This window comes from Amphritea atlantica, assembly GCA_024397875.1.
GTDB classification, from domain to species: Bacteria; Pseudomonadota; Gammaproteobacteria; order Pseudomonadales; family Balneatricaceae; genus Amphritea; species Amphritea atlantica_B.
Genome location: CP073345.1, coordinates 166,605 through 180,738, shown reverse-complemented (window position 1 = coordinate 180,738; position 14,134 = coordinate 166,605). Strand labels below are relative to the sequence as shown.

12 protein-coding genes are annotated in these 14,134 nt (G+C 53.9%); 5 read left to right on the top strand and 7 right to left on the bottom strand.

The genetic code is table 11. The annotated features are described in order from the left end of the window. Positions 1–110: 110 nt before the first annotated feature. A complete protein-coding gene (locus KDX31_20425; GenBank protein ID UTW05489.1) occupies positions 111–977 on the top strand; it encodes a LysR family transcriptional regulator in 867 nt (288 codons plus the stop codon). A 138-nt stretch (positions 978–1,115) separates the two neighbouring features. Here the strand turns inward: KDX31_20425 and KDX31_20420 are convergent, their stop codons facing one another. From KDX31_20420 to KDX31_20410, 3 genes are all read right to left on the bottom strand, one after another. Continuing rightward, positions 1,116–1,355 carry a hypothetical protein gene (locus KDX31_20420; GenBank protein ID UTW05488.1) on the bottom strand — a complete coding sequence of 80 codons (240 nt, stop codon included), beginning with the start codon at positions 1,353–1,355 and terminating at the stop codon, positions 1,116–1,118. Positions 1,356–1,466: 111 nt separating this feature from the next. Further along, on the bottom strand, positions 1,467–2,621 hold the full coding sequence (locus KDX31_20415; protein ID UTW05487.1) for a c-type cytochrome: 1,155 nt from the start codon (positions 2,619–2,621) through the stop codon (positions 1,467–1,469). Positions 2,622–3,072: 451 nt separating this feature from the next. Continuing rightward, entirely contained in the window at positions 3,073–3,864 is a 792-nt protein-coding gene (locus KDX31_20410; GenBank protein UTW05486.1) for a UDP-2,3-diacylglucosamine diphosphatase, read from the bottom strand. A gap of 148 nt (positions 3,865–4,012) precedes the next feature. Between KDX31_20410 and KDX31_20405 the strand changes: the two genes are divergently transcribed. Together KDX31_20405 and KDX31_20400 are read left to right on the top strand one after the other, a co-directional pair. Then, the gene (locus tag KDX31_20405) at positions 4,013–5,236 is read left to right on the top strand and encodes a methyltransferase (protein UTW05485.1); all 1,224 of its coding nucleotides are present in this window, start codon (positions 4,013–4,015) and stop codon (positions 5,234–5,236) included. Next, on the top strand, positions 5,226–5,822 hold the full coding sequence (locus KDX31_20400) for a uracil-DNA glycosylase family protein (protein ID UTW05484.1): 597 nt from the start codon (positions 5,226–5,228) through the stop codon (positions 5,820–5,822). The genes KDX31_20405 and KDX31_20400 overlap by 11 nt, the downstream gene beginning before the upstream one ends. Positions 5,823–5,980: 158 nt before the next feature. On the opposite strand, the gene KDX31_20395 is transcribed toward KDX31_20400, so the two are convergent. From KDX31_20395 to hemC, 4 genes are read right to left on the bottom strand one after another with little or no spacing between them, the layout of a single operon-like run. Next, positions 5,981–7,237 carry a heme biosynthesis protein HemY gene (locus KDX31_20395; GenBank protein UTW05483.1) on the bottom strand — a complete coding sequence of 419 codons (1,257 nt, stop codon included), beginning with the start codon at positions 7,235–7,237 and terminating at the stop codon, positions 5,981–5,983. Continuing rightward, positions 7,237–8,541 (bottom strand): uroporphyrinogen-III C-methyltransferase, encoded by a 1,305-nt coding sequence (locus tag KDX31_20390; GenBank protein ID UTW05482.1) that lies wholly within the window; start codon positions 8,539–8,541, stop codon positions 7,237–7,239. The genes KDX31_20395 and KDX31_20390 overlap by 1 nt, the downstream gene beginning before the upstream one ends. Continuing rightward, entirely contained in the window at positions 8,538–9,320 is a 783-nt protein-coding gene (locus tag KDX31_20385) for a uroporphyrinogen-III synthase (GenBank protein UTW05733.1), read from the bottom strand. The genes KDX31_20390 and KDX31_20385 overlap by 4 nt, the downstream gene beginning before the upstream one ends. Further along, the gene (gene hemC, locus KDX31_20380) at positions 9,313–10,254 is read right to left on the bottom strand and encodes a hydroxymethylbilane synthase (GenBank protein ID UTW05481.1); all 942 of its coding nucleotides are present in this window, start codon (positions 10,252–10,254) and stop codon (positions 9,313–9,315) included. Before hemC ends, KDX31_20385 begins: the two co-directional genes overlap by 8 nt. Before the next feature lie 185 nt (positions 10,255–10,439). Between hemC and argH the strand changes: the two genes are divergently transcribed. Both argH and KDX31_20370 read left to right on the top strand, forming a co-directional pair. Further along, positions 10,440–11,837, top strand: coding sequence for an argininosuccinate lyase (gene argH, locus KDX31_20375; protein UTW05480.1), 1,398 nt, complete (start codon positions 10,440–10,442; stop codon positions 11,835–11,837). Between the two features lie 197 nt (positions 11,838–12,034). Continuing rightward, entirely contained in the window at positions 12,035–14,014 is a 1,980-nt protein-coding gene (locus KDX31_20370) for a HAMP domain-containing protein (protein ID UTW05479.1), read from the top strand. The last annotated feature ends 120 nt before the right edge of the window (positions 14,015–14,134 follow it).

The following is a 14,134-nucleotide window of genomic DNA, read 5'->3' as shown; positions in this document are numbered from 1 at the left end:
TATTCCGTTGTTTAATAAGTTTGTTAAGCCGATTGATTTAGGCCTGAGTCTGGCGCTTAATTGATTGTCCGACAAACGAATAAATCTGATAACAGGTATCAATACCCTTGATGTTAGATCATGAACTGCTGCGTACCTTTACCGCTGTTGTGGATACCGGGAGTTACACCCGGGCCGCCGCTCAGGTGTGCCGTACCCAGTCAGCCGTCAGCATGCAGATGAAGCGGCTGGAGGAACAGCTCAGTAAGAAGCTGTTTCTGAAGGAGGGGCGGGAGCTGCAACTGACCGATGACGGGCTGAAGCTGGTGAGCTATGCCCGACGAATAATGAAGTTGCATGATGAAGCGCTGGGCGTGCTGGCCGCTGAAGGTGCAAGCCGGCCGCTCATGCTTGGCTGTCCGGATGATTATGTTACCGGTGTGTTGCCGCAACTGTTGTCTGAGATTCAGAAGCAGCTGCCGGGCTTGCAGGTGCAGGTGCGTACTGGCTCATCGGCGCAGCTTCGCGGTCTGATTGATAAAGGCGAACTGGATCTGACAATCCTTACACGTCGTCCGGATACCGAGGAGGGTTATCTTTTACTGCAGGATAAAGGTGTCTGGGTTGCCCCGTCGGCTGATTTTCTTGGGCCTGATGATCCAGTCAGGCTGGTACTGGTGGAACCGGATTGCAAGTTTCACAGTACAGCCGTGGATGGACTTATAAAGCAGGGACGGCTTTTTGAAGTCGCTTGTATCAGCGGCAACTGCGCGCTGCTGATTGAGCTGGTCAGACGAGGAGAGGCGGTGACCACGCTCTCCTCCTGCTGTGTACCTGCTGATCTCTATCGGCTGCCTGCAGAGCTGGGATTACCGGAACTGCCAACGGTGGATATCGTGCTGCAGTCAGCCGCCCGGCCACATCATGATCTGGGAGCGAACAGGATAGCGCTACTGGCTGAGAAAACCGTTCAACAGTTGCAGCGTCACGCTGGCTGAGACCGGGTTATCCGTCCCTGAGGAAAGAGCGGCTCTGTTTCAGGGATGTACCGACAATAATAGCATTCGGCCACGCAGCTTGGATATTTTGCAGGCCATCCCGGCTGGCAGGCGACCTTTTTGGTTTGAGTGCGCAGTTTAGTGTGGCGGCGGCAGCGACTGAATCAGATCCAGGCGGATGCGGAACTGTTTGCCGCTCTGGTTGGTCGCGATGAGAAACTCCTCGCCATTGCGGGTTGCCGTATTCATAAAACGGAGCTTATCCCGGTGCAGCTGACCGTTGTCATCCCGCCAGATCACCTGATCGATCAGCTTACGCATACAGGCCAGCTCAAAGGTATCGTGCAGTTCACATTGAATCGGTTTGTATTCAGTCATAACGCCACTTTTTTAAAGGTCGTATTTTTTAAAAGGTCGCATTACACCATAGCAGATAGTTCAGCCGCCGCCCGGTTTTGCCAATGCGGCGGCTGTTGTTCCTCTTGCCTGTTACTTCAGCAAAGCTTCGTAGCGTTTATCCGTCAGGGTCTTCATAAACGCAACCAGGGCATCGACACGCTGATCGGTCAGCGCCGGACCGGTTTCCAGTTCTTCAACTGACAGGTTGGCGGCAACTTCGGCTGTTGCCCATGCCTGGCCGGTTTCCGGATTGATCTGACGGGCGTTGCTGCGACTGTTGTACTTGTTGTAAAACAGCACCACGGTACGCAGATCTTTAAACACACCGTTATGCATGTACGGTCCGGTGACAGCAATGTTGCGCAGGGTCGGCACTTTAAACTTACCCGCCTGAGCCGGATCTGAAACCGCCGGGTTTTCCAGTAAGCCGCGATCGATATGATCGCTGGCCACACCATTCACGGCCCGGGCGTTCTGGTTAACCGGCACGCCGATATTGTGATACTCGTAACTGGTAAAGGTCTCTCCGGCGGCCCGGGGACTGGCTTTTAGCTGATGGCAGAGGTTGCAGTTGGTAAACTGTTGCGAGAAAAACAGCGTCCGCCCCAGCTCCTCCTGTTCACTCAGTTGATACTCGCCGCGCAGAAACCGGTCGTATTTCGAATCAAAGGGGGCAAACAGCTCGGTGCGTTCAAATGCCGCGATACTATCCGCCATGGCGCTATAGGCCTGCTCCGGCGTGTTAAAGATATCCTGCCCATACAGGGCAATAAAACTATCCCGATAGCGCGGATTCTCATTCAGCCGTTCAATGACTGCCGCTTTTGACGGCATACCCATCTCAATCGGGTTGGTGGGTGGTCCGCCGGCCTGCCCCTGCAGATCATTTTCCCTGCCGTCATGGAACTGGCCGCCTTTATATATCCCTTCATTGCTTAGCTGAAAGGCCGGACTGAACATCGCATACGCTGCGGTGGGGGCGTTACGATCGCCCAGCGAGTGACCATCGTCACCTAAGGACACCGCACCCTGTGCCGCATTACCGCGGGGATCGGCAAATCCCGCTTCCGGTGCATGGCAGCTGGCACAGCTTTGGGTTCGGTTGGCTGACAGATTAGTATCAAAGTAAAGCTGCTGACCCAGTTCTGTTTTGCTGAGAAGAGGCTGAGCGGGAGTAGACTGACTGCTGTTACAGCCGCTGATAATCAGCCCGGTTACGATGCTGAGGAGAATTAGTTTTTTCATTGTTAATGCAAATGATAGTGAATCGTATTTGCAATACTATCAGATGGTCCTTGTAAAGACAGCGGTTTTTAAACTGGGTCTTTACGGCTGAGTCTGGAGGATATCCCAGTGTGAATATCTCTTTGATTTCAGGAGAAGACTACCAGGATCCCTAAGGGAAGTGCGGTATAGATGTGCTCTCGAAGCGGGGTTGATTCTTACGGTTTAGCAACCATCGGGGTAAGGGCGTGGGTAAATCCGTCAGGTGACGTCGATGAGTCAGTGGTAATGGAATTAATCGTTGTGCTGCTCGCGGGCTAAATCATCATGATTTAGAGATGTTGCAGCAGGCTTGGGCTGGGTGCTGTTACTGAGGCAGGGCGAAATGCTTTATCAGTGAACGATTGAGCGTATTCGTGATCTGGACTATAGCTTCGCCGAATACTTTCAGCTGTTTGTTGAGTTGCACTGATTATATATGGACCAGTTCATCGGATAGCCGCAGCGGAGCAGCGGGCTCATTGACGATTTTCATCGTTGGCCACTCCAGTAGCTGCAGTCTGCCGCTCTCGGTTTCTACCAGTGCGGTGCAGTGCTCGACCCAATCCCCATCGTTACAATACAGCGTGCCTTTCAGGTGGGTAAAGCCGGCCTGATGGATATGGCCACCGATATACCCATCCAGCGATTGCCGGCTGGCTTCGGTACAGGCGGCGTGCTGAAAATGTTGAATATAGCGCTGGGCAGTACTGAAACGCTGCTTTATCATCGCCGCCAGTGAACGATAGGGCATATTCAGACACTGACGCAGTTTGTTGTAACTACGGTTCAGCCAGAGTAGCAACTGATGCCCCTGATCGCCGAGTAAAAGCATCAGTGGATGGATGCGGACATGACTATCGAACTCATCCCCATGAGACACCAGAAAGCGGCGGCCATCGCGGGTTTTGTGGATCGCTTTGCGGCGGATCTGCAGCTTACCCAGTTTTAAGCCGCAGATCTTGCGCATCGGTGCATCATGGTTGCCCGGAATATAGATAATCTCACAGCCATCTTTGGCCATCTGCCAGAACTGCCCGATCAGCAGTTGCTGATCCTGTGACAGCACCGCTTTCTTTCGCATCGCGGCCAGGTCGATAATATCTCCCACCAGATAGAGCTTTTGTGGAGCGAGTTTCGTCAGGGCTTCACTCAGGAGTTTAGCCTGGCAATCCGGCGTTCCCAGATGCACATCTGAGATAAACATGGTGTGAATATTCTGCATATCGCCATCCAGCAATCAGTTTATGGGCAGTATGGCGGCTGAAAATGACAGTGACCTTTAAAAAAGATGAACAGATGATGACAGCATCCGTAGGCCATGATGATAAATGACGGTTTATCAGATCAGGGCGGGGGATTAGAATAGCGCCATGACAACACCTCCTTCATATTGGCGCCAGCGGCTGCAGCAGATTGATCAACTGCTGTGTGCAACTGCACCCCTGTGGCGCCCCCAGCCGTTCAAACAGCAGCGGCCCGAGTGGTGTAAAGATTATCCTGAACTGACCGAGGCATTGCTGGCGCTGGATGATCCGTCTTTGCAGGTGCTCAATAATGCCCCTGTAGCGCTGACTGACTGGATCGGTCGCTACCTGCCGCAGGTGTCTCGCCTGCACCGGTTATGTGGATTGCCCGAGCGTCTGTCCGCGGAATATTCGCCCCCGGAGAACCGCTTTTTTGATGGTATTCCTGGTCGTAAACGTACTCAGATCGAAGCCTTCGTCCGGGGAATCGGGCCGGTGCAATCCCCTCTGATAGAGTGGTGTGGCGGTAAAGGGTATCTGGGGCGATTGCTGGGGAAAAGCTGGCAACAGCCGGTGACCACGCTGGAGTGGAACACGGATCTTTGCCGTATGGGTGAGCAGCAGGCCCGGTGCTTTGGTATTCCTCAGCGCTTCAGGGTGATTGATCTGTTGCAGCCGGGGCTGCAACTGGACAGTGCGGGTCAGCACGCGATCGCTCTGCATGCCTGCGGCGAACTGCACCGCACTCTGGAACAGGTCGCCATTAAGCAGAATCTGGCAGCGCTGGATATTGTGCCCTGCTGCTATGCTTTTGGTGTTGAACAGCAGTATCAACCGAGAACAGCGGGGTTATCACTTCAGCTGAGCCGGGATGACCTGCGTCTGGCGGTCACAGAAACAGTGACCGCCGGGCAGCGGGAGGTGCTCAGCCGAGATCGGGAGATGGCCTGGAAACTCGGTTTTATTGGGCTGCGAAACCGGGTGTCGGGTTGTGAGCAGTACCGCTCGATGAAACCGGTTCAGAAAGCCTGGCTGAAACTCAGCTTCAGTGGCTTCTGCCACAAACTAGCCGAGCGTGAACAGTTACATCTGCCTGGCGAAATGGCATGGGATGAGTTCGAGGCGTTTGGCTGGCAGCGCTATCATGAAGTGATGCGATTATCACTGCTGCGCAACAGCTTTCGTCGGGCAATTGAACTCTGGCTGGTGCTGGATCTTGTCGCTGACCTGGAAGCCCATCAGTATCATGTTGAACTCGGCACCTTCTGCGATCGCTCAGTGACTCCGCGTAATATTATGTTGTCTGCCCGAAAGAGCCCAACTTATAAGGAACAGGCAGATGGAATCTGATCGGCAGCTGATTGCCCGGATAAAAGCTTGCGACCTCTGCCTGCCCCAGCTGCCCGATGGCGTACGCCCGGTGTTTCAGTTTGATTCCGCGGCAAGGATTCTGGTTGCAGCGCAGGCCCCCGGTCGGCGGGTGCATGAAACGGGTATCCCCTTTAACGACCCCAGCGGCGAGCGCTTGCGACAATGGATGGGTATCACGGCAGAAACCTTCTACGATCCGAAACAGCTGGCGATCCTGCCAATGGGGTTTTGCTTTTCTGGCACCGGCCGATCCGGTGACCTGCCGCCGCGTAAAGAGTGCGCCCCCCAGTGGCGACAGCAACTACTGGACCGCTTACCGAATCTGCAACTGATACTGGTAATCGGCCAGTATGCCCAGGCCTGGCATCTGCAGGAAAAGGGTTCAGTCACGGAAATCGTCTCCCATTGGCGGGATTATTGTTGTCAGGGACAGTCCCCGGCAGTGTTTCCTATGCCCCATCCCAGCCCACGCAATAACATCTGGCTGAAACGAAACCCATGGTTTGAGGCGGAACTGATACCGGAATTACAGAAGCGGATTCACTTATTAGTCGCTAGTGGTTAGACCGCAACGAAGAGCGCGTTGCTTGCGAGTGCTCGACGGGCTGCGCCCTTGCCAGGAAAGCATAAAAAAGAGAGCCAATGGCTCTCTTCTCTTTTTTCTTTCCGCTTTTTCTAGCCACTAACAACTAGCAAGTCGCGAAGCGACGTCTAGCGGCTGCTCTATAAAGGAGCAATCTTCGCCCCTTTTTGTGGTAGTGGTAAAGAGGGTAGCCCGCCGCCGATCACCCCCAGATGCCGATCCATTACTGCGCGCATCTTGTCGGTTTCGCCAAGGTGTTTCAGCAATCTTGCCAGTTCGCTCAGGGTTTCGGCTCTGGGGCTTTGTTCCAGACTTTGTTCGAAGTAGGTGATCGCTTTGCCCCAGTGCTGGTTGCGTTGCGACAGGCGTCCCAGCGTCAGCAGCAGGTCAGGGTTGAGCGGATCATCTTTTAGCCAGCCGCGGGCGGTATCCAGCTGTTTCTTTGGATTTTCCCCCTCAATGCGGCCGTACAGGTTGACCAGCTCGTTGTCCCAGTGGCGCTTGATCAGGTCGCGGATTACCGGTTCCGCCTTGGCTTCTGCTCCGATGTTCACCAGCAGGCGGGTGTAGTGGCGCGCCAGAACATCATCCTGGGTTAGCTGACCGGGCATGTTGTGCCAGGTTTCTGCCAGGGCTTTACGCTTCTCTTCGGACGATGCGCTATCCGGCAGAATGATACTGAGTTCCAGCAGTTTCTGGTAACAGAGCTGCTCGGTTTGTAGTAGTTTTTCAGGCTTGAGTGCTTTGTTTTTACGTAGTTCCGGAATCAGTTGCTGTACCGCCTGCCAGTCGTTCAGTTGAATATAGACTTTGCGCAGCAGCTTTATCACATAGGTGTTTTTGGGTGCTTTTTTACGCAGGCTTAGCAGGGTGGCAAGGCTGGATTCCAGCTGTCCGCGGGCCAGTTGGGTCTGTGCCTGATTGATGCCGACCGCGATCTCGGCTTCCGGTGTTGAGGCTCTGGCTTTCTGCAGCAGTTCGTCACAGGCTTTTTCATCGCCCTGTTCCTGGGCCGCATGAGCTGCTGCCAGATAGTTGATCAGTGGCAGGTCTGCGTTGTCTGCTGAGAGGGATAACAGCCGCTGGGCTTTCCACCAGTTGCCTTCAGAGAGCGCGATCAGGCCCTTGAGCGTTTTGTCGTGAGCGATGCGGCTTTTACGGCTGCCGCTCCAGAGGCGCAGACGACTACCGGACTTGAGCGAACGATTGAAGAGGTTGATGCCCCAGTGCAGCGCAAAGAAAAGCGCGACGATCAGTACCAGAAAGGCCCACAAGCTCATCTCAATGGTGGTCTGGCCGTAGGCGAACAGGGTGTAACCCGAATCCTGGATCATCTTCTGACCGATCCAGGTGCCGGCAAACATAAATGCCAGCAGCAGGATAAATACGCGTTTCATCAGGCAGCTCCCTCTTTCAGCTTACGCATCGCCTGGAGGTAGCTCTTCAGGGCGGTCAGTGATCCGGATATATCCGGCATCTGCGGTGCTACTTCAACCTGTTCCAGGTCTTTCAGGGCTTTTAGCAGAGCCTGAGTGTTGCTGTGGTTCTGTTCAAAGTAAGTACCCACCCATTGCTGCGCCTTGGTCAGGCTGTTGAGGTAGCTTTTCGGTTTGCGCTGCAGCAGAGACAGCTGTGCCTGCTCCAGCATCAGATGCAGGTTTTGTTGCAAGTAGTAGCTTTGCTGCGGTGACAGCAGAGGCTCAACCGGCTCGCTGCGATCCTGAATAACGATCAGCTTACTGGCTTTATCGGACAGGGTTGCCCAGGCTGCTTTAATGTCGCTACTCCAGCTGGAAGCGAATGCTTCACTGTTAACCTGATCCAGCAATTCCGGCAGTTTGTGCTGCTCTGTCAGGGGGATGACCTGAAGCTGATCCACCTGTGCACTCAGTGCGCCCAGGCGCAGGAAAACGCCCTCCGTGTCCAGTTGGGGGACCGCTTCCAGCGCCGCGATATCCGCCGCAACGGCTTTGCGAATGTCGTAGATACTGACATCATCGGTTTCCCTGAGGATTTTGTCGGCAGAGCGCAGCAGTTGCAGTGCTCCGTTCGGCGTTTGTTCCATCAGTACCCGCTGGTTGGCCAGTCGCAGCAGATATTCGACCTCTGCCAGCAGCCAGTCTGCACGGTTACTGTTCTGTGCGGCGGTGACCTGCTGGATGCTGCGGGTCAGGCGATCCTGCAGCTCATTGATATTGGACTGATCCTGAGCTGATTTGCTTTGCAGGGCTGACAATGTCTGATTGAGAGAACCGATCTGCTGACTCAGCTGTTGCTGGTTTTTTTCCAGAGTGCTATTGAGTTCAGCCGCCGCGGTTTGCTGGTTTTGCTGTATCAGACTTTCCGCCTGGAGCTGCAGCCAGTAAAGGTAGCCGACGCCAACCAGGGCGATCAGGGCCAGCAGCAGGGCGATTCGGCCAGCCCAGCTGGCTTTTGATTCTGGTTTTTCTTTCGCTGTCGCTTCTGCCGCTTTAGGAGGCTCTTTTCGGGTTTTATCCGCAGATTTTTTTACCGGTGTTTCAGATGACTTCGGATCGGCAGGTTTTTCTGCAGAGCTGTTAATGGCAGAACTTTTATCTGCGTTGCTTGCGGTCGTTTCCTGTTTATCGGCGGGGCCGTTCTCCTTTTTAATCAGCTCTCCCTCAATCACTTCTTCTGGCTTGTCTGAAGTGGCTGGATTGTTATTCCCGCTTTTTTTCATGTTCTGTCATCCATATCGATAGTCGATAAAACTGTTTCTGCCATCGCCTGATTATCTGGCCCGCTGGCGGTAATTACCCGAGTATAGCCTAACTCGTCCGCAATTCGGGCAACTCGCTCACTGGGTACCACCAATGTTGTATGTTTTAGCGCCCCGAGACGGTGGTCTGTGATCAATCGAGTCAGGTTGCTGACCGCTTCTCCACTGGTGACCAGCACCGCTGCAAGGGGGGTGTCCCCGATAGTACTGCTGATCTGCCCGGAGGTATAGTGGGGCAGGCTGCGACGGTAGAGATCGGCATAATCGACCCGGGCGTCACGTTGACTCAGTTGCTCGGCCAGGGTTTCCCGACCCCCTTCGCCGCGCATAATCAGTACTTTCTTTTCTTTCATCTGTTGTAACTGGGGCAGAGCGAGGAGTGCTTCCGAATCATACCCCGCGGGCGACTGCGTTGCGCTGATACCAAACTCATGCAGTTTGAGGGCGGTTTGCCGGCCAATGGCCAGCCACTCTATACCGACAGGCAGTTGAGGCCAGTATTGATCAATCAGGTCCATCCCGGCGATTACCGCATTGGCACTGATGAAAATTACTGTGTGGTAAAGATCGAGATCCATAATCCGGCTTTTCAAAAGCGGAAAAGCCGGGTCGGATTCGGTCACCGGGGCGATTTCCAACAGCGGCAACTGCACCGGATCAAACCCCAGATCTGCAAGCAGGGCTGCCTGATCGGGGGCCTGATGTGCGGGGCGGGTGACCAGTATCCGGGGGTTAGGCATTCTGCTGATATACATCCGCCAGAATTTTTGCTGCGCCGGCATCCAGCAGGCGTTCCGCCAATTCGATACCCATCGCTTCGGCATTCTCGGGTGTGTTGCGTAGCTCATCCTGCAGAATTTTTGTACCATCGGTACTGGCAACCAGACCGCGAAGATAAAGCTCATCACCGGCATTGTTCAGGGTGGCGTAACAGGCGATTGGCACCTGACAGCCGCCTTCCAGGCGACGATTCATCGCCCGCTCCGCAGTAACACGGTATGCGGTTTGCTGATCATGCAGTGGTTTCAGCAACTCGATCGTGGTTGCATCATCAGTACGGCACTCAATGCCGACAGCGCCCTGACCTCCAGCCGGCAGGCTCTCTTCGGGAGTGATCTCACTGGCGATCCGGTCGGCCATCTCCAGGCGCAACAGGCCTGCCGTCGCCAGTATAATGGCATCGTACTGTCCTTCATCCAGCTTACGCAACCGGGTGTTGACGTTACCGCGCAGGGTTTTGATCTGCAGATCGGGACGCCTGGCTTTCAACTGGGCTTCACGGCGCAGTGAGGAGGTGCCAACGACCGCACCTTGTGGCAGCTCATCCAGTGTTTTGTAATTGTTGGAGACAAACGCATCGGTGGGCTTCTCCCGAGGACAGATCACCGCCAGTCCCAGGCCTTCCGGAAACTCCATCGGCACATCTTTCATCGAGTGCACGGCGATATCGGCTTCATTCGCCAGCATCGCGACTTCCAGCTCTTTAACGAAAAGCCCCTTGCCGCCAATTTTCGACAGTGGAGAGTCGAGCAGTACATCTCCTTTGGTGGTGAACCCCATCAGCTCAACTTTGATGCCAGGATGAAACTTTTCTAATTCAGCTTTAACATACTCGGCCTGCCACAGGGCGAGGGGGCTTTGACGGGTGGCGATACGGACTACTTTATCGGTCATACAGGATCCTGGAGGGCGATTGCCCGGTCAGCTACGCAAAATAATTACCGATTTTAACAGATAAGCAGGCAGGTAACAGCTGATCGGGCATGCCGGAAGGGGGCTGGTTGCTGTATAATGCCCGCCATTGATTCAGGACAAGATCCGCTTGCCGTTGGCGTGGATGAAAGATTTGAGGTTTCAGCATGAGTGAAGAAAAAACCAACCAGCAATGGGGTGGCCGTTTTAATGAGCCAACGGATGCCTTCGTTGCCCGTTTCACCGCGTCGGTTCAGTTTGATCAGCGGATGTATAAGCAGGATATCCGGGGCTCTGTCGCGCATGCGAAGATGCTCACCAAAGTGGGCGTGCTGACCGAAGCCGAGTGTGCCGATATTCTGCAGGGACTCAGTGAAATTGAATCCGACATTGAAAGCGGCAACTTTGAATGGTCGATCGCGCTGGAAGATGTGCATATGAACATCGAGGCGGCGCTGACCAAAAAGATCGGTGTTACCGGTAAAAAACTGCACACCGGCCGCTCCCGTAACGATCAGGTGGCAACGGATATCCGTCTCTACGTGCGCGACGAGATCGATAATGTGCTGGCTGAGATCAGCCGTCTGCAGCAGGGGATTGTCGGCCTGGCCCGTCAGGAGGCCGAGACGGTGATGCCGGGCTTTACGCATCTGCAAACCGCGCAGCCAGTGACCTTTGGTCATCACCTGATGGCCTGGTTTGAGATGTTGAGCCGGGACTATGAGCGTTTTCAGGATTGTCGCAAGCGGGTGAATATTCTGCCACTGGGTGCTGCTGCGCTGGCGGGGACCACTTATCCGATAGACCGGCATATGACCACCGAGTTACTGGGCTTTACTGCCCCGACCGAAAACTCTCTGGATTCCGTTTCTGATCGTGATTTTGCTATCGAGTTCTGTGCTGCGTCCAGCGTGCTGATGATGCATATGACCCGCTATTCAGAAGAGCTGGTGATGTGGGCTTCAGCGCAGTTCAACTTCATTAATCTGCCTGACCGCTTTTGTACCGGCTCCTCTATTATGCCGCAGAAGAAAAACCCCGATGTGCCGGAGCTGGTGCGCGGTAAGAGTGGCCGGGTTTACGGTCATCTGATGTCGCTGCTGACCCTGATGAAGTCGCAGCCGCTGGCTTATAACAAGGACAATCAGGAAGACAAAGAGCCGTTGTTCGATGCTATCGACACTGTTAAAGGCTGCCTGCGTGCCTTCGCTGATATGGTTCCGGCGATTGAAGCGAAACGTGACAATATGCGTGAAGCGGCGCTGCGTGGTTTCTCCACCGCGACCGATCTGGCTGACTATGTGGTACGCAAAGGGATTCCGTTCCGCGATGCGCATGAGATTGTGGGCAAGGCGGTTGCCTACGGTATTCAGCAGAGCAAGGATCTGGGCGAGATGACTCTGGAGGAGCTGCAGCAGTTCTCCGATCAGATCAGCGATGATGTCTTTGATGTGCTGACACTGGACGGTTCTGTCAGTGCTCGTGATCATATTGGCGGTACTGCGCCGAATCAGGTGCGTCAGGCCTGTGACCGGGCCGAGGTGATGTTGTCTCAGCGCAGCTGATAGACACACAGCTTTGCCTAACCCGCTAAGGTCTGCCCTGGCGGGTTTTTTTTGTAGCTTTATTACCCACCTTGGGATATATACACACGCCTTTAGTCGTATAACAGGGTAGATTGTCTGATACAGCTTTTCTCTGGATTGTAGAAGCGTGGAGTTAAAGCCAACTAACATAATAATATTTGGCCAGCGGAGCTCACATGAGACTGAATATCACCCATAAAATGATAGTTGGGTTTGTCCTGATGGTAGTCTTTATTATCGTCGTGGGTGCCGGAGGGGTAGGCGCTATTCAACTAATCTCTCAGAAGTTTGAGAACGTTACCCAGAATGTTGTGCCCTCTCTGACCGACGGTTTACGTCAACTGGTCCGGTTAGAGGAAGCGAATAATGAGTTGTTTGTCGCGCTGTCTCAAAGGCAGGTCCGGGAGTTGAACCTGCAGCGTGAATCATTCAAACAACAGCTGGAACAGTTCAGGTCTGATCAACAGGCGTTAGCCGGACGGGTTGCGCATGATGAGGTGCTGACAGCGTCATTGAATCAGGTTGCCGCACAGGTTGATGAGTACTTCTCTCTGGCCGATATCGTCCTGACCGAACAGAAGAAAATACTCGATAATGAGCGGCATATTATCAACGCGGATATAAAGCTGCGTAAGGCCGACAATGCGCTGTCAACTTCACTGAGTAAGCTGCAGGTTGATCATAGCGGAACCCCGATTGCGGCAGCCGGTAAAGACCTGGCTAAGACCATCGGCATTTTTCGTTCCCGCCTGATGAACTTCAGCCGTACCAAAACGTTTTCCCGGTTGGAAAAAGTTCTGGCAACTCGCAAAGGGGATATTCGTGAAGGTTATGAGGATATTATCCGTTTAGGTGGTCCTTTCCGTTTGGCGCTGGACGATCTTAACGAATTTGAGCAACAGTTCTATGGAGGCGAGGGTTTGGTCGCGTACCTGCGGACGATGCAGGCAGCTGAAAAGGCGCAGGAGGTGCGTCTGAAACAGACTTACGCGCTGATTGCCGAGACCCGTTCAGCCGTTGAAGACTTTATCGCGAAGAATAACCAGATCCTGAACCGGGCTCAGGAACAGGCTAGTCAGGAAGTCTTTGCCGGACGGCTGTGGATCATCGGTTTGTCGATAGGCGCAGTGATATTTGCGTTAATTGTCGCCGTTGTGCTGGTGCAGACTATTCGCTTACCTCTGGCGCATATTCGGGAGAAGTTGAGTGCGGTTCGTGAGGGCGATCTGAGTGTTCACTTTGATGTCAGTCGCCAGGATGAGTTTGGTGATCTGAGTAACTATCTCAATGAGGTCGTTGCAAGCCTGAAATCGATTCTCCAGCAGGTTGCGAGCGGTGCTGAGCGGTTGTCTACTGTGGCCAACAATAATGCCACTATCAGTCAGCAGACGACCCAATCGATGAACCTGCAAAGCATGCAACTGGAGCAGACCTCCTCTGCGGCTGTAGAGATGGAACACAGTGTTTCGGAAGTGGCCGGGCACAGTAAAACGACCCTGAATGCGGTTCATGAGTTTGAAAATCTCAGCCATGATGTCAGTCATCAGATGCAGGAGACCGTGGTCAGTATTGAAAATCAGGCCCGGGGGATCGATCAGGCGATGGGGGTCAGTCAGGAGATGGCGGCGTTCGGCAATCAGATTGTAATGATTCTGACCACCATTAAGGATATCGCAGAAAAAACCAACCTTCTGGCGCTGAACGCGGCCATTGAAGCGGCCCGTGCGGGTGAGCAGGGGCGTGGATTTGCCGTGGTTGCTGATGAGGTGAGAGCGCTGGCCGGACGAACCCGTGATTCGGTTCAGGATATCCAAGACATGGTTGGTAATATGCAGAATGCCATCCAGCGGGTGTCTGAAGTGATGGATCAGAGTTATCAGCAAACCCAGACCTGTGTTGAGCATGCGGGCCGGTCGCAGGGCGTACTTAAGGCAATGAATGATGCTGTTGCCCACATCAGGGATCTTAACGCTTTCATCGAAACCGCCGCCAGTGAACAGACTGACGCCGTTGCGGAAGTCAGTCAGACACTGGTCTCGATCAGTAGTGCCGCTGCAGAGACGACCAGGGGCGCGGAGTCTGCGGCTGAAAGCAGCCAGACGCTTCTGGATGTTGCCCGTCAGCAGCAGTCGCTACTGGCACGTTTTTCTATCTGAGAATCTTTTTATTAACACAACAGTCAGGGGCTTCCTGGCCGTTGTGTTCAGCTCTGCTATCAGAGAAGTGTGATATCTGAATTATAAAAATAATTAGTAAAAATATTATTAAAAGGCATG

What these genes read in the sequence shown, in the direction of transcription:
- KDX31_20425 (UTW05489.1), top strand. Translation starts at nt 111, where the DNA reads ATGTTAGATCATGAACTGCTGCGTACCTTTACCGCTGTTGTGGATACC.
- KDX31_20420 (UTW05488.1), bottom strand. Translation starts at nt 1,355, where the DNA reads ATGACTGAATACAAACCGATTCAATGTGAACTGCACGATACCTTTGAG.
- KDX31_20415 (UTW05487.1), bottom strand. Translation starts at nt 2,621, where the DNA reads ATGAAAAAACTAATTCTCCTCAGCATCGTAACCGGGCTGATTATCAGC.
- KDX31_20410 (UTW05486.1), bottom strand. Translation starts at nt 3,864, where the DNA reads ATGCAGAATATTCACACCATGTTTATCTCAGATGTGCATCTGGGAACG.
- KDX31_20405 (UTW05485.1), top strand. Translation starts at nt 4,013, where the DNA reads ATGACAACACCTCCTTCATATTGGCGCCAGCGGCTGCAGCAGATTGAT.
- KDX31_20400 (UTW05484.1), top strand. Translation starts at nt 5,226, where the DNA reads ATGGAATCTGATCGGCAGCTGATTGCCCGGATAAAAGCTTGCGACCTC.
- KDX31_20395 (UTW05483.1), bottom strand. Translation starts at nt 7,237, where the DNA reads ATGAAACGCGTATTTATCCTGCTGCTGGCATTTATGTTTGCCGGCACC.
- KDX31_20390 (UTW05482.1), bottom strand. Translation starts at nt 8,541, where the DNA reads ATGAAAAAAAGCGGGAATAACAATCCAGCCACTTCAGACAAGCCAGAA.
- KDX31_20385 (UTW05733.1), bottom strand. Translation starts at nt 9,320, where the DNA reads ATGCCTAACCCCCGGATACTGGTCACCCGCCCCGCACATCAGGCCCCC.
- hemC (UTW05481.1), bottom strand. Translation starts at nt 10,254, where the DNA reads ATGACCGATAAAGTAGTCCGTATCGCCACCCGTCAAAGCCCCCTCGCC.
- argH (UTW05480.1), top strand. Translation starts at nt 10,440, where the DNA reads ATGAGTGAAGAAAAAACCAACCAGCAATGGGGTGGCCGTTTTAATGAG.
- KDX31_20370 (UTW05479.1), top strand. Translation starts at nt 12,035, where the DNA reads ATGAGACTGAATATCACCCATAAAATGATAGTTGGGTTTGTCCTGATG.